Origin of the sequence: Mesorhizobium sp. B2-6-2 (assembly GCF_006440615.1) — a bacterium.
Taxonomy (GTDB): domain Bacteria; phylum Pseudomonadota; class Alphaproteobacteria; order Rhizobiales; family Rhizobiaceae; genus Mesorhizobium.
This window is the reverse complement of sequence record NZ_VFUG01000012.1, coordinates 14,241-29,346: the sequence shown is the minus strand read 5'-3', so window position 1 is coordinate 29,346 and position 15,106 is coordinate 14,241. Positions and strand designations below refer to the sequence as shown.

Here is a 15,106-nt window from a genome sequence, read left to right as displayed (position 1 = left end):
CTATGAAAACCCTCGGCCTGATCGGCGGCATGAGCTGGGAATCGACGGCGATCTATTACCGCCTGCTCAACGACATCGTGCGCGAGCGGCTGGGCGGGCTGCATTCGGCCAAGCTGTTGTTGTGGTCGTTCGATTTCGCCGAGATCGCCGAACGCCAGCATGCGGGCGACTGGGAAGGCGCGGGCGTCCTTCTGGTGGAAGCCGCGCGCAAGCTGGAGGCGGGCGGCGCCGAGGGCCTGGTGATCTGCACCAACACCATGCACAAGCTGGCCGACGCGGTGCAGGCGGCCATATCGATCCCGCTCATCCATATCGCCGACGCCACGGCGCATGCCGTCCTCGATGCAGGGGTGAAGCGGCCGGCGCTGCTCGCGACACGCTTCACCATGGAGCAGGATTTCTACAAGGGCCGTCTCGCCGACAAATACGGCCTGGAACCCGTGGTGCCGGACCAGGCCGGCCGCGACATCGTGCACCGGGTGATCTATGACGAGCTCTGCCAGGGCATCGTCAAATCCGAATCGAAATCCGCCTATCTCGACGAGGTCGGCCGGATGCGGCGCACCGACCGGGTGGACGGCATCATCATGGGCTGCACCGAAATCACCATGCTGATCGGCCAGGGCGATTTCGACGTTCCAGTCTTCGACACCACGCGCATCCATGCCGCGGCCGCGGTCGATTTCGCGCTCGCCTGATGCGCTGTACCTAATGTGCCCGCCGTCCACTGGCGCGCCTTCATTCCCTGGCTAGAATGCCGCTGTTTCAGAACAAGAAATAGGGGGGATTTTATGGACTTCGCGTTTCCGTGGCCGGCGAGCAAGGGTGAGTGGCTGGCCTGGTCGAGCGCCGTCGTGACCTTGGCGCTCGGCCTGTTCCTGTTCCTGGCGCCGGGCTTGCGTTTCGCGTGCTGCGCCTGCAGCCGAGGCCCGAGAAAGCGGCTGCGATCGCCGAGGGACGCGGCCGCATGTCGGGCTTCTATCTTGGCGTCAGCCTGTGCTGCATCCTTCTGGCGCAGCCGCTGCTTTATATGGCGCTGGGCTTCTCCTGGCTGTTCACCGCCTTCGGCCGGCTCCTGTCGATGATGTCGGACGGCGCCAACACCCCTTTCAACTGGGTTTCGATCGTGGTTGAATTGGCGCTGGCGGCGCTGCCGCTGGCCTTTGCCTTCGGCTTTGTACCGTGAATCCGGCGCTTGGGGTTGGCCCCAGCCGCCTGATGCGACAAAAGTGCCTGAAAACCATGCCGGACGATGCATTGCGGTCTTAAAAAGCCTGTGCTAGACGGCAATCGACTTTCGACCGGGGATAGCGGAAGCCGCGCCTCCGTGCTTGGAAAAATGCAGTAAGGTCAAAGATTTAGCCAGAGTTTTCGCTCGCGCCAACAATCTGCGGCCTGTCAGACAAGAGAAAAGACGGTCCGTGGCCCAATCGTCATCGCCAATCTCAGCTGTCGCCGAACGCTATGCAGGCTCGCTGTTCGAGCTTGCGCTGCAGGACAATTCAGTCGCCAAGGTCGAAGCCGACCTCGCCAGCTTCGAGGCAATGCTCAACGGCAGCGACGATCTCGCGCGGCTGATCAACAGCCCGGTGTTTTCCGGCGAGGACCAGGCAAGGGCCATCGCCGCCATCGCCGACAAGGCCCAGATCACCGGCCTGGTCGGCAATTTCCTGCGCGTCGTCGCAAAGAACCGCCGCCTGTTCGCGGTGCCGGGCATGATCAAGGCGTTCCGCCAGATCGCCGCCGACCATCGCGGCGAGGCGTCCGCCGAGGTCACCTCGGCGCATGCGCTGACGGCCGCGCAGCAAGATGAACTCAAGGCGACGCTGAAGGGCATCGCCGGCAAGGACGTGGCCATTGCCATGACCGTCGATCCGTCGCTGCTCGGCGGGCTGATCGTCAAGATGGGCTCGCGCCAGATCGATACGTCGCTCAAAACCAAACTCAATTCGCTCAAGCTTGCACTGAAAGAGGTCGGCTGATGGACATCCGCGCCGCGGAAATTTCCGCAATTCTGAAAGACCAGATCAAGAATTTCGGCAGGGAGGCCGAGGTCTCCGAAGTCGGCCAGGTTCTGTCCGTCGGTGACGGCATCGCCCGCGTCTACGGCCTCGATAACGTCCAGGCCGGCGAGATGGTCGAATTCCCGGGCGGCATCCGCGGCATGGCGCTGAACCTCGAAGCCGACAATGTCGGCGTCGTCATCTTCGGTGCCGACCGCGACATCAAGGAAGGCGACACCGTCAAGCGCACCGGCGCCATCGTCGACGCGCCTGTCGGCATGGGCCTGCTCGGCCGCGTCGTCGACGCGCTGGGCAATCCGATCGACGGCAAGGGCCCGATCAAGGCAACCGAACGCAAGCGTGTCGACGTCAAGGCGCCCGGCATCATCCCGCGCAAGTCGGTGCATGAGCCGATGTCGACCGGCCTCAAGGCCATCGATGCGCTGATCCCAGTCGGCCGCGGCCAGCGCGAGCTGGTCATCGGCGACCGCCAGACCGGCAAGACCGCCATCATCCTCGACACGATGCTGAACCAGAAGTCGGTGCACGACAACGGCCCCGAGAAGGAAAAGCTCTACTGCGTCTACGTCGCCGTCGGCCAGAAGCGCTCGACCGTCGCGCAGTTCGTCAAGGTGCTGGAAGAGCGCGGCGCGCTCGAATATTCCATCATCGTCGCCGCCACCGCGTCCGATCCGGCGCCGATGCAGTTCCTGGCGCCGTTCACCGCCTGCACCATGGGCGAATATTTCCGCGACAACGGCATGCATGCGCTGATCAGCTATGACGATCTGTCGAAGCAGGCGGTCGCCTACCGCCAGATGTCGCTCTTGCTGCGCCGCCCGCCGGGCCGCGAAGCCTATCCGGGCGACGTCTTCTACCTGCACTCGCGCCTGCTCGAGCGCGCCGCCAAGCTCAATGACGACAATGGCAACGGGTCGCTGACCGCGCTGCCGATCATCGAGACGCAGGCCAATGACGTGTCGGCCTACATCCCGACTAATGTGATCTCGATCACCGACGGCCAGATCTTCCTCGAAACCAACCTGTTCTTCCAGGGCATCCGTCCGGCGGTGAACGTCGGCCTGTCGGTGTCGCGCGTCGGCTCCTCGGCGCAGATCAAGGCGATGAAGCAGGTCGCCGGCTCCATCAAGGGCGAGCTCGCGCAGTATCGCGAAATGGCTGCCTTCGCGCAGTTCGGCTCCGATCTCGACGCGGCAACGCAGCGTCTGCTCAATCGCGGTTCGCGCCTGACCGAGCTGCTCAAACAGCCGCAATTCTCGCCGCTCAAAGTCGAGGAACAGGTCGCGGTGATCTTCGCCGGCGTCAACGGCTATCTCGACAAGCTGCCGCTGAACCAGGTCGGCAAGTTCGAGCATGGGCTGCTCAGCCATATGCGCTCGGCCGGCAAGGACGTGCTCGACGGCATCCGCAAGGAGAAGGCGCTGTCGGACGATTTGCGCGCCAAGCTCAAGGCCGAGATCGACGCCTTCGCCAAGACCTTCGCTTGAACGAAGCTGGACGGGATCGGGTTTGAAGCATGGCTTCGTTAAAAGACCTTCGTAACCGTATCGCCTCGGTCAAGGCGACGCAGAAGATCACCAAGGCGATGCAGATGGTCGCCGCGGCGAAGCTGCGTCGCGCGCAGGAAGCGGCGGAAGCAGCTAGACCCTATTCCGAGCGCATGGGCGCGGTCCTGGCCAACATCACCCAGGCGATCGGCGGCGGCGGCGATGCCCCGGCGCTGATGACGGGCACCGGCCGGGACGATGTGCATCTGCTCATCGTCTGCACGGCCGAGCGCGGCCTGTGCGGCGGCTTCAACTCGCAGATCGCGCGCCTCGCCCGCGATCACATCCGCAGGCTGCTGGCCGACGGCAAGCAGGTGAAGATCATCTGTGTCGGCAAGAAGGGCTATGACATCCTGCGCCGCGACTACGCTTCGATGATCCTGGAGCGTGTCGACCTGCGCGAGGTGAAGACTCTCGGCTTCGCCAATGCCGATGCGATCGCGCGCAAGGTCATCCACCTCTTCAACGATGGCGGCTTCGACATCTGCACGCTGTTCTATTCGCAGTTCAAGTCGGTGATCAGCCAGATCCCGACGGCGCAGCAGATCATCCCGGCGGCCGGGTCGACCGCTCCCGAGGCGACCAATGGCGGCAATGCCGTCTACGAATACGAGCCGGAGCCGGGCGAGATCCTTTCCGACCTCATCCCGCGCAACATCGCCGTGCAGATCTTCCGCGCGCTGCTGGAGAACGCGGCCGGCGAGATGGGCGCCAAAATGAGCGCGATGGACAATGCGACGCGCAACGCCGGCGACATGATCAACAAGCTGTCGATCACCTACAACCGCCAGCGGCAGGCGCAGATCACCAAGGAACTGATCGAGATCATTTCGGGCGCCGAGGCGCTCTAATCACGCGCCGCGCGGGATACCGGCGGGCGGCGTGAACAACGGATAGACGAAAAGGGCAAAGACGATGGCGAAAGCAGCTACCCCGAAGACCGCCGCCAAGGCGGCACCGGCCCCCAAGGCGGCGAAGGCCCCGGCAGCAGCCGCGAAGGACGCCGCTCCGGCGAAGAAGGCGGCCGCTCCGGCCAAGGCTGCGGCTCCGGCCAAGGCGGCGAGCGTATCGACGAAGCGGGTCGGCGCCGCCGGCAAGGTCCGCCAAGTCATCGGCGCTGTCGTCGACGTGCAGTTCGAGGATCACCTGCCGGCCATTCTGAACGCGTTGGAGACCGACAATGTCGGCAACCGCCTGGTGCTCGAGGTGGCCCAGCATCTCGGCGAGAACACCGTGCGCTGCATCGCCATGGACTCGACCGAAGGTCTCGTTCGCGGCCAGGAGGTCTATGACACCGGCGCGCCGATCTCGGTTCCAGTGGGCCCCGGCATGCTCGGCCGCATCATCAACGTCATCGGCGAGCCGGTCGACGAGGAAGGCCCGGTCGACGGCGTCGAAATGCGCGCCATCCACCAGCCTGCCCCGGCCTATGTCGACCAGTCGACGGAAGCGCAGATCCTGGTCACCGGCATCAAGGTTCTCGACCTTTTGGCGCCTTATGCCCGCGGCGGCAAGATCGGCCTGTTCGGCGGCGCCGGCGTGGGCAAGACCGTGCTGATCCAGGAGCTGATCAACAACGTCGCCAAGGCTCACGGCGGCTTTTCGGTGTTCGCCGGCGTCGGCGAGCGCACCCGCGAAGGCAACGACCTCTATCACGAGTTCATCGAATCGGGCGTCAACAAGAAGGGCGGCGGTGCCGGCTCCAAGGCCGCGCTCGTCTACGGCCAGATGAACGAACCGCCGGGCGCGCGCGCCCGCGTCGGCCTGACCGGCCTCACCGTCGCCGAATATTTCCGCGACCAGGGCCAGGACGTGCTGTTCTTCGTCGACAACATCTTCCGCTTCACGCAAGCGGGGTCGGAAGTGTCGGCGCTGCTCGGCCGCATTCCTTCCGCCGTGGGCTACCAGCCGACGCTGGCCACCGACATGGGCGCGCTGCAGGAACGCATCACGACCACGACCAAGGGCTCGATCACCTCGGTGCAGGCGATCTACGTTCCGGCCGACGACTTGACCGACCCGGCGCCGGCGACGTCCTTCGCCCACCTCGACGCCACGACCGTGCTCAACCGGGCGATCTCGGAAAAGGGCATCTATCCGGCCGTTGATCCGCTGGATTCCACCTCGCGCATGCTCGACCCGATGGTCGTCGGCGAGGAGCACTACCAGGTCGCCCGCCAGGTGCAGTCGATCCTTCAGCGCTACAAGTCGCTGCAGGACATCATCGCGATCCTGGGCATGGATGAGCTGTCGGAAGAGGACAAGCAGACGGTTGCACGCGCCCGCAAGATCGAGCGCTTCCTGTCGCAGCCGTTCTTCGTCGCCGAAGTGTTCACCGGATCGCCGGGCAAGCTGGTCGACCTCGCCGACACCATCAAGGGCTTCAAGGGTCTTTGCGCCGGCGACTACGACCACCTGCCGGAAGCCGCCTTCTACATGGTCGGCGGCATCGACGAGGCGGTCGAGAAGGCGCAGCGCCTGGCGGCTGAAGCGGCATAAGAAAGCGAATAGCGAATAGGGAGTAGCGAATAGGGAGCAACGGGTTTGGCGAGTTTCTTCACTACTCGCTACTCGCTATTCCCTACTCGCTAAATTGAACATGGCTGAAGCTTTCAAGTTCGAACTGGTCTCGCCGGAAAAACTGCTCGTTTCCGAGCAGGTCGAGTCGGTCGTCATCCCGGGCGCCGAAGGCGAGATGACGGTGATGGCGCAGCACGCGCCGGTCATGACAACCATCAAGCCCGGCGTCGTCACGATAAAGACCGCGGGCGGCAAGGAAGAGCGCTTCGTCGTGTTCGGCGGTTTCGCCGACATCCTGCCTTCCGGCTGCACGCTTCTTGCCGAATCGGCAACGCATGTGAACGACATCGATCGCGCCGATCTGGCTCGCCGGATCCAGGAGGCCAAGGAAGACGCGGCCGACGCCAAGGACGACGAGAGCCGCAGCAAGGCCGAGCAGTTCCTCAGCCAGCTCACCACGCTGGAAGGCGCGCTGCTGCCGGCCTGAAGTCGGCTGCCGGGAAGCGTTTTACGAAGCGGGGCTAGCCCCGCTTTTTTGTTTTTGCTGTTTGCGAGACAGTTTCGCGCTGCATGGGGCGCAATCCCTGGCGGGTAGGCGGGCGAATAGCTATTCGGCCAGCCTGGGCGGCTCGCTGCCGATGCCGAGCGCGGCGAGAGCCAGTTTCGGGCCGCCCTGCTTGAAGTGGACGAGGTGCGTGGTGACAAACTCGATCAACCTTTGTCGTTCCGCGTGGGCTTTGGCAAAGCCAGCGAGGTCGAACACGGCCTCGGCCATTGTCGTCGTCGGCAGATTGCGGCCGAACAGCTCGTTAAGGGCAGCATCGAGAGGGTCGGTGAAGTGGCCCTCGGGCAAAGTCCCGCCGCGTGCGGCGCAGGCGGCGATCCAGGCGGCGACAACCAGCGACAGATGTTCCGGCAGCAAGCCGGTCTCCAGCCGGGCGAGGGCGGAGGCGACGATGCGTTGCGGCAGCTTCTGGCTGCCGTCATTGGCGATCTGCGCAGTGCGGTGGGCAAGCGCGGTGTTGGAAAAGCGTTCGGCGAGCTCGGCCGTGTAGGCGCTTGTGTCGAGCCCGGCATCCTGCGGAAGGGTTGGAATGGCCTCGGCCCAGAGCCTATCGACGAACTGCCGGATCGACGGATCGGCAAAGGCGCGGTCGACCGTAGCGTGGCCGCTGAGCAGGCCGAGATAGGCGATGCCCGAATGCGCGCCGTTGAGCAGCCTCAGCTTCATGTCCTCGAAGGGGCCGACGTCCTCGACCATGGTGACGCCGAATTTCTCCCAGGCCGGCCGCCCGCCGGGAAAGTCGTCCTCGATCACCCATTGGCGGAACGGCTCGGTCATCACCGGCCATGCGTCATCGATGCCGAGCTCGCCAGCGATGCGGGCGCGATCGGCGTCCGTGGTCGCCGGCACGATGCGATCGACCATGGAGGACGGGAAGGCCACTTCATCGGCGATATGGCCCGCCAACGGCTGGTCGCCAGAGCCTGTCTGGGCGTCGCGCAATTTCGCGAACGCGATCAACAGCCGATGCAGGGTGGCGCCGTTGGCCGGCAGGTTGTCGCAGCAAAGCACGGTGAAAGGAGGCGTGCCCGCCGCGCGTCGGCGCGCAAGCGACTCGGCGAGAAATCCATGCGCCGTCTTCGGCGATCCGGGGTTGGCGAGGTCGTGGACAATATCGAGGTGCGCGCTGTCGAGCGCGCCGTCGGCTGCCCTGAGATAGGCCTTTTCCGTGATGGTGAGCGTGACGATGCGGATGCGCGGATCGGTGAGCGCGGCGAGCACCGCGCCAGGGTTCTCCGGGGCGACGAGCAAGGACTGGATCGAGCCGATCACCTGCAGCTGTTCGCCGGCGCTGTCCCTGATTGCAAGGGTGTAGAGCCCGCCTTGCGGCTTGAGAGCATCGCGCGTGTCGGGGCTGCGCAACGAGACGCCGGTGATGCCCCAATCGCTTTCGCCATCCGCCAGACAGGCATCGACATAGGCGGCCTGGTGGGCACGGTGAAAGGCGCCGACGCCAAGATGGACGATGCCGGGCGCGACGGACTTGCGGTCGTAGCGAGGCACCAGAACTTCGGCCGGCAGCTCCGCAAGGGTGGCGTTGGACAGGCGGCCGTTCATGGAAGCTGGTCTCCGATCGGAAAACGACGGCAGCGACCTAACACCCGCTGTCGCCGTGCACAATGGCCGGGTTCCATTCGAAAGTCATCATACAACTGCATAATATTTGTATGTTGACATTATCTCTGGCCGATCTACCAATAGCGAAGCCTGGGAGGAGCCGCGTGGCCGCATTGACCGATCCGGACCTGTTGTTTTCGCCGGAAACGCGATCATTGGCGCGCGCCCTTTACGCGGGCGTGAAGGACCTGCCGATCGTCAGTCCGCACGGCCACACCGACCCGCGCTGGTATGCGCTTAACGAACCGTTTTCCGACCCGGCGCAGCTTTTGATCGTGCCGGACCATTACATTTTCCGCATGCTGTTCAGCCAAGGCGTGCGGCTGGAGGAACTCGGCGTCCCGACGCTCGACGGCGCACCCGTCGAAACCGACGGCCGGGCGATCTGGCGACGCTTCGCCGAGCATTATTATCTCTTCCGCGGCACGCCGACGCGGCTGTGGCTCGACCATGTGTTCGAGCATCTGTTCGGCATCGGGGAGCCGCTTACCGCGGCCAGCGCCGACCGCATCTACGACATGATCGCCGCGCTGCTGCAACGCGACGACTATCGGCCGCGCGCGCTGTTCGAACGCTTCAACATCGAGGTGATCGCGACGACCGAAGGCGCGCTCGAGGATCTCAAATGGCACCGGACGATCCGCGACAGCGGCTGGAAGGGCCGCGTCGTCACCGCGTATCGGCCCGACGCCGTCGTCGATCCCGATTTCGGGGGCTTCGCGGCCAATCTGGATAGGCTCGGCGAGATCACCGGATGCGACACCGGCACGTGGTCCGGATATCTCGATGCGCATCGAAAGCGCCGCGCCTATTTCAAGGAGTTCGGCGCGACCTCGTCCGATCACGGCCATCCGACGGCCGAGACCGCCAATCTCTCCGACGCGGCGGCGCAGGAACTGTTCAACCGCATCCGGCGCGGCTCCGAGGATGAGCGCGAGCGAAAATTGTTCCGCGCCCAGATGCTGACCGAGATGGCCAAGATGAGCCGCGACGACGGCCTGGCGATGCAGATCCATCCTGGATCATGGCGCAATCATTCGCCTTCCCTTTTCCAGAAATTCGGCCGCGACAAGGGCTTCGATATCCCGACCCGGACCGATTATGTGGCGGCGCTGAAGCCGCTGCTCGATTGCATCGGGCTGGAGCGCGACCTCACGATCATCCTGTTCACGCTCGACGAGACGAGCTATGCGCGCGAGCTGGCGCCGCTCGCCGGCGTCTATCCGGCGCTCAAGCTCGGGCCGGCCTGGTGGTTCCACGACAGCCCGGAAGGGATGCGCCGCTTCCGCGAGATGACCACGGAGACGGCGGGCTTCTACAACACCGTCGGCTTCAATGACGACACGCGCGCCTTCCCGTCGATCCCGGCGCGTCACGACGTCGCGCGGCGTGTCGACTGCGCCTTTCTGGCGCGCCTCGTCGCCGAGCATCGCCTCCGGGAGGAGGAGGCGCATGAGCTGGCGCGGGAGCTTGCCTACTCGCTTGCCAAGAAGGCGTACCGACTCTGAACCAAGGTATTCGTGAATTTTTGAAGGGAGGAAAGACATGTTGCGTATTTCGAGATTGCTGGCGGCGACATTCGCCATCGGGTCCTTGATGATCGAAGCCGCGCAGGCCGAAACCGTCCTGCGCTCTTCGGACACCCATCCGGACGGCTATCCGACAGTCGAGGCGGTCAAATATATGGGCGAGCTGATCAAGCAGCGCACCAACGGGCGCTATTCGATCGAGGTCTATCATTCGGCGCAGCTCGGCGAGGAAAAGGATACGATCGAGCAGACCCAGGCCGGCGTCATCGACCTCGATCGCGTCTCCATGGGGCCGTTCAACGGCATCGTGCCGGAAACCGCCGTGCCGTCGTTGCCCTACATCTTCCGCTCGGTCGAGCATATGCGGCATGTCATGGACGGGCCGATCGGCGACCAGATCCTGAAGGCGTTCGAGGCGCACGACCTTGTCGGACTCGCCTTCTACGATTCCGGCGCGCGCTCCTTCTACAACACCAAGAAGGACATCGCGTCGATGGCAGACATGAAGGGCATGAAGTTCCGCGTCATCCAGTCGGACGTGTTCGTCGACATGGTCAATGCGCTTGGCGCCAACGCCACGCCGATGGCCTATGGCGAGGTCTATTCGGCGCTGCAGACCGGCGTCATCGACGGCGCCGAGAACAACTGGCCGAGCTTCGAATCCGCCAAGCATTACGAGGTCGCCAAGCACTACACGCTGGATCAGCACCAGATCGTGCCGGAGGTGCTGGTGATGTCGAAGGCAAGCTGGGATAAGCTGGCGCCGGAAGACCAGGCGATCGTGCGCCAGGCGGCCAAGGACAGTGTCGTCAAAATGCGCGAGCTGTGGGACGCGCAGGAGAAGAAGTCGCGCGACATCGTCGAGAAGGCCGGCGTCAAGATCAGCGAGATCGACAAGCAGCCGCTGATCGACGCCATGAAGCCGGTCTACGACAAATATCTGTCGACGCCCGAGCTCAAGGACCTCGCCGCCCGTATCCAGGCGACGAAATGACCGGGATCGGCAACGGGCCCGGCGGCACGGAGGCTTCCGCGCTGCCATCCAGCCGGTCGGGTCCGAAAGGCTTCTGGCTGCGGGTGGAACGGGCCCTTTCCGGGCTTGCGCGGTTGGCCTTATGGGTCAGCGGCACCGGGCTGACGCTGATGACCGTCATCATTTTCTGGCAGGTTTTCTCGCGCTACGTGCTGAACCGCTCGCCGAGCTGGACCGAGTCCTCATCCGTGCTGCTGATGGGCTGGTTCATCTTTCTCGGCGCCGCCGTCGGCGTGCGCGAGCGCACGCATCTCGGCTTCGACGTGCTGCTCTATGTCTTGCCTGCCTCGGCCAAGGCGGTGCTGCGCAGCATTTCCGATCTCGTCGTGCTGGCCTTCGGCGCCGGCATGATCGTCTATGGCGTGCAGCTGGCCAGGCTGACCTGGAACACGGTGATGCCGTCGCTCGCCTTGCCCGGCGGCGTCAGCTTCCTGCCGGTCATTCTGGGAGGCGGGCTGGTCTGCCTGTTTTCACTCGAGCGGCTGGCGGGGCGCTTTGCCGGGCTGCCGGTCGATGCCGACATCTACGCGACCGGCGAGGAGCTCTGAACCATGGCGCTGATCGTGCTTTTCGGCACTTTCGTCTTCCTGCTGGTTATCGGCACGCCGATCGCGTTCTGCCTCGGCGTCGCCAGCTTCGCGACGATCCTCACGATCGGCCTGCCACCCGTCGTTGTGTTCCAGCGGCTCAATTCCGGCGTCAGCGTCTTTTCGCTGATGGCCATTCCGTTCTTCATCTTCGCCGGCGACCTTATGGTTCGCGGCGGCATCGCCGCCCGCCTGGTGGCATTGGCCGGGTCCCTGGTCGGCCACCTGCGCGGCGGCCTGGGCCAAGTCAACATTGCCGCGTCGACCATGTTCGGCGGTATTTCCGGTTCGGCGGTGGCGGATGCCTCAGCGGTCGGCGGGCTGATGATCCCGCAGATGAAGGCGCGCGGCTATGGCGTCGACTATGCCGTCAACATCACCTCCGTCGGCGCCATCATTGCGCTGCTGATCCCGCCGTCGCACAACATGATCATCTATTCGATCTCGGCCGGCGGCCGCATCTCGATCGCGGATCTTTTCACCGCCGGCGTTCTGCCGGGGCTGTTGCTGGCCCTGTCGCTGATGGTCACCGCCTATGTGGTGGCAAGCCGGCGCGGCTATCCGACGGAACCCTTTGCCGGTTTCGGCCGGGCCTTGCAGCTGCTTGTCGCCGCCATTCCCGGCCTGATCCTGATCGGCATCATCTTTGGCGGCGTCCGCTCCGGCATCTTCACCGCCACCGAAAGCTCCTGCATTGCCATCGTCTATGCTTTCCTGGTGACGTTGATCATCTACCGCTCGATGAGCTGGAACGATTTTGTCACCGCGACCACGGCGGCGGTGCGCACGACAGCGATGGTGCTGATGATTATCGGCTGCGCCGCGGCCTTCGGCTGGCTGCTGGCCTATCTGCGGGTTCCGGCGGCGCTTGTCGCGTTTTTGCAGTCCGTGTCCGACAACAAGCTGGTCATACTGCTCCTGATCAATGTCGTCCTGCTCATCCTCGGCACATTCATGGATATGTCGCCGCTCATCATCATCACCACGCCGATCTTCCTGCCGGTGGTGATGGCCTATGGCGTCGATCCCGTGCATTTCGGCGTCATCCTGATCCTCAATCTCGGCATCGGCCTCTGCACGCCGCCGGTGGGCGCGGTGCTGTTCGTCAGTTGCGCCATCGGCCGCATTCCCATCTGGACGGCAATGCGCTCGATCTGGCCGTTCTATGGAGCAGCCTTCATGGTGCTGATGCTTGTAACCTACATACCGGAAATCTCATTGTGGCTGCCGAGCCTGTTTCACTAGGAGGGCGCCACGTGTCCCAAACAGTTGCCGACCTCAGGGTCGAACGCAAGCCGAAACTGTCGGAGACCGTGGTCGCGGCGATCCGCAAGCAGCTCTTGGCAGGCGAGATTCCGCCCGGACAGAAGCTGCCGACCGAAGGCCAGCTGACGGAGACCTTCGGCGTCAGCCGCACGGTCATCCGCGAGGCGCTGGCCAAGCTTGCCGCCGATGGCCTGGTCGAAGCGCGGCAAGGCGCCGGCGTCTTCGTCAGCGAGCACATCTCGACGAGCTTCGGCGTTTTGGCCGCCGACATGGGAGCCAAGGATTCGGTCGCGCTCAACGTGCTCGAGGTCCGCCTCGCGATCGAGATCGAATCGGCGGGCCTGGCCGCCATCCGCCGCAACGCCGCCCAGGAGGCCGCGATCCAGGAGGCCTTCTTCGAGTTCGAGCGGCTGCTGCTCGCCAGCCAGCCGACCGGCCCGGCCGACCTCGCCTTCCACCGCGCGATCGCCAGCGCCACCAACAACCCGTTCTATGTCGAGATGCTCGATGTGCTGGGATGCCGCGCCATTCCCTGCGACGTGACCTCGCCCTGGTCGACAGAGCTCGTCCAGTCGGACGAGTACCAGCGCGGCCTGCAGCGCGAGCACCTCGTCATTCTCAACGCGATCTCGGCAGGCGATGCCGAGGCCGCGCGCGAGGCGATGCGCACGCACCTGACCCGCAGCCAGCAGCGCTACCGCGAGCGGCTGCAGGCCAGACAGGCCTATTATGCCAATTCGCTGAAAGCCGCATCGACCGAGTGACCATCAGACAAGGCCTAGAAATGGACCAGACACAATTTTCCTCGCGCTTCGCCATCGATCCCATCGCCGCCGCGGCCATGGGAACAGACGAGCTGCGCCACCATTTCCACGTCGAGGGGCTTTTCCAGCCGGGCCTCGTCAGCCTGACCTACACGCATTACGACCGCATGATCGTCGGCGGCGCCATGCCTATCGACAAGATCCTGCCGCTCGAGGCGATCAAGCCGACCGGAACCAAGGCTTTCCTCGACCGCCGCGAACTGATCGCCGTCAACATCGGCGGCGCCGGCACCGTCACGGCCGACGGCATGGCTTACGAATTGGCGGCGCGCGACATGGTCTATCTCGGCATGGGCGCCGAGCAGGTGTCGTTCGCCTCGGCGGAGCCCGACAGGCCGGCAAAATTCTACCTGCTTAGCGCACCGGCGCATCGGACCTATCCCAGCCAGTTGATCCGCATCGGCGACGCCAGGCGGCTCGACCTCGGCAGCCAGGCGACCAGCAACGAACGCTCGATCTTCCAGTTCATCCACGCCGACGGCGTCAAGACTTGCCAACTCGTCGTCGGCATCACGCAGCTCGCGCCAGGCTCGGTGTGGAACACCATGCCCTGCCACGTGCATGACCGGCGCATGGAAGCCTATCTCTACTTCGATCTGCCGGAAGGGCAGCGCGTCTTCCACTTCATGGGCGAACCGGACGAGACGCGCCACATCGTCATGCGCAGCGAGGAGGCGGTGCTGTCGCCGGGCTGGTCGATCCATTCGGGCGCCGGCACATCCAACTACGCCTTCATCTGGGCGATGGCCGGAGACAATGTCGACTATACCGACGTCGATCAGGTGGCGATGGATCGATTGCGGTGAGCGATCTTTCCGCATTCAGCCTCACGGGCAAGCGCATTCTGGTCACCGGCGCCAACACCGGCATCGGGCAAGGCATCGCCGTGTCGATCGCGCGCGCCGGCGGCCTGGTCGTCGGCGTCGGCCGTTCGGCGATGGATGACACCGCCGGGAAAGTCGCGGCCGCGGGCGGCAGCTTCGAAGCGGTAAGGACCGATCTCGGGGACCCTGCCGAGGCGGCCGCCATGCTCGACCGGGTGTGGAGCGAGAGCGGCCGGCTCGACGGCCTCGTCAACAATGCCGGCATCATCCGGCGCGCCGATGCGATCGACCTGAGCGAAACCGACTGGGACGAGGTAATGGACGTCAATTTGAAGACGGTCTTTCGCCTGTGCCAATGCTTTGGCAGGCGCGTGCTGGCCGAGCCCGGACGGCGCGGCAAGATCGTCAACATCGCCTCGGTGCTGAGTTTCCAGGGCGGCATTCGCGTCGCTTCCTATACGGCCTCGAAGCACGGCGTGCTCGGCCTCACAAGGCTGCTCGCTTGCGAATGGGCGGCAAAAGGCATCAACGTCAACGGCATCGCGCCGGGCTATGTCGAGACCAACAACACCGAAGCCTTGCGCGCCGACCCGGACCGCAGCGCCGCCATCCTCGGGCGCATTCCGGCAGCACGCTGGGGCCGGCCCGACGACATCGGCGACGCGGCCGTGTTCCTGCTGGCGCGGGCGTCGGACTATATGCATGGCGCGGTGGTGCCGGTCGATGGCGGCTGGCTGGCGCGGTGACCGTCTCCCGCCGGAAAACCGCGC

The 15,106-nt window shown here is 64.6% G+C and carries 14 protein-coding genes and 1 pseudogene; 14 read left to right on the top strand and 1 reads right to left on the bottom strand.

The features are described 5' to 3' along the window. Positions 1-2 precede the first annotated feature (2 nt). The 7 genes and pseudogenes from FJ419_RS21535 to FJ419_RS21505 all read left to right on the top strand — a co-directional run bounded on the left by FJ419_RS21535 (position 3) and on the right by FJ419_RS21505 (position 6,578). A complete protein-coding gene (locus FJ419_RS21535; protein ID WP_140697951.1) occupies positions 3-698 on the top strand; it encodes an aspartate/glutamate racemase family protein in 696 nt (231 codons plus the stop codon). A gap of 93 nt (positions 699-791) precedes the next feature. Beyond that, positions 792-1,186, top strand: a pseudogene (locus FJ419_RS21530) (DUF4345 family protein). A 235-nt stretch (positions 1,187-1,421) separates the two neighbouring features. Then, positions 1,422-1,982, top strand: coding sequence for a F0F1 ATP synthase subunit delta (locus tag FJ419_RS21525; RefSeq protein ID WP_140697948.1), 561 nt, complete (start codon positions 1,422-1,424; stop codon positions 1,980-1,982). Then, a complete protein-coding gene (atpA, locus tag FJ419_RS21520) occupies positions 1,982-3,511 on the top strand; it encodes a F0F1 ATP synthase subunit alpha (RefSeq protein WP_140546138.1) in 1,530 nt (509 codons plus the stop codon). The genes FJ419_RS21525 and atpA overlap by 1 nt, the downstream gene beginning before the upstream one ends. 29 nt (positions 3,512-3,540) lie before the next feature. Next, positions 3,541-4,422: a F0F1 ATP synthase subunit gamma gene (locus FJ419_RS21515; protein WP_140697945.1), complete on the top strand. Its 882-nt coding sequence runs from the start codon at positions 3,541-3,543 to the stop codon at positions 4,420-4,422. A 64-nt stretch (positions 4,423-4,486) separates the two neighbouring features. Beyond that, on the top strand, positions 4,487-6,070 hold the full coding sequence (atpD, locus tag FJ419_RS21510; RefSeq protein WP_140697942.1) for a F0F1 ATP synthase subunit beta: 1,584 nt from the start codon (positions 4,487-4,489) through the stop codon (positions 6,068-6,070). A 100-nt stretch (positions 6,071-6,170) separates the two neighbouring features. After that, positions 6,171-6,578: a F0F1 ATP synthase subunit epsilon gene (locus tag FJ419_RS21505; RefSeq protein ID WP_140634255.1), complete on the top strand. Its 408-nt coding sequence runs from the start codon at positions 6,171-6,173 to the stop codon at positions 6,576-6,578. A gap of 120 nt (positions 6,579-6,698) precedes the next feature. Here the strand turns inward: FJ419_RS21505 and FJ419_RS21500 are convergent, their stop codons facing one another. Continuing rightward, entirely contained in the window at positions 6,699-8,213 is a 1,515-nt protein-coding gene (locus tag FJ419_RS21500; protein WP_140697939.1) for a mannitol dehydrogenase family protein, read from the bottom strand. A gap of 164 nt (positions 8,214-8,377) precedes the next feature. On the opposite strand from FJ419_RS21500, the gene uxaC reads away from it, so the two are divergent. From uxaC to kduD, 7 genes are read left to right on the top strand one after another with little or no spacing between them, the layout of a single operon-like run. Continuing rightward, positions 8,378-9,781, top strand: a complete 1,404-nt coding sequence (gene uxaC / locus FJ419_RS21495) for a glucuronate isomerase (protein ID WP_140697925.1) — start codon at positions 8,378-8,380, stop codon at positions 9,779-9,781. 37 nt (positions 9,782-9,818) lie between these two features. After that, a complete protein-coding gene (locus FJ419_RS21490) occupies positions 9,819-10,796 on the top strand; it encodes a TRAP transporter substrate-binding protein (protein ID WP_140697922.1) in 978 nt (325 codons plus the stop codon). Continuing rightward, positions 10,793-11,383 (top strand): TRAP transporter small permease, encoded by a 591-nt coding sequence (locus FJ419_RS21485; RefSeq protein WP_140697919.1) that lies wholly within the window; start codon positions 10,793-10,795, stop codon positions 11,381-11,383. The genes FJ419_RS21490 and FJ419_RS21485 overlap by 4 nt, the downstream gene beginning before the upstream one ends. 3 nt (positions 11,384-11,386) lie before the next feature. Then, entirely contained in the window at positions 11,387-12,667 is a 1,281-nt protein-coding gene (locus tag FJ419_RS21480) for a TRAP transporter large permease (protein WP_140546130.1), read from the top strand. Positions 12,668-12,678: 11 nt separating this feature from the next. Further along, the gene (locus FJ419_RS21475) at positions 12,679-13,452 is read left to right on the top strand and encodes a FadR/GntR family transcriptional regulator (RefSeq protein WP_140697916.1); all 774 of its coding nucleotides are present in this window, start codon (positions 12,679-12,681) and stop codon (positions 13,450-13,452) included. A gap of 20 nt (positions 13,453-13,472) precedes the next feature. Next, complete coding sequence (kduI, locus tag FJ419_RS21470; RefSeq protein WP_140697913.1) at positions 13,473-14,318, top strand: 5-dehydro-4-deoxy-D-glucuronate isomerase; 846 nt, start codon at positions 13,473-13,475, stop codon at positions 14,316-14,318. Next, positions 14,315-15,082: a 2-dehydro-3-deoxy-D-gluconate 5-dehydrogenase KduD gene (kduD, locus tag FJ419_RS21465; RefSeq protein WP_140697910.1), complete on the top strand. Its 768-nt coding sequence runs from the start codon at positions 14,315-14,317 to the stop codon at positions 15,080-15,082. Before kduI ends, kduD begins: the two co-directional genes overlap by 4 nt. The last annotated feature ends 24 nt before the right edge of the window (positions 15,083-15,106 follow it).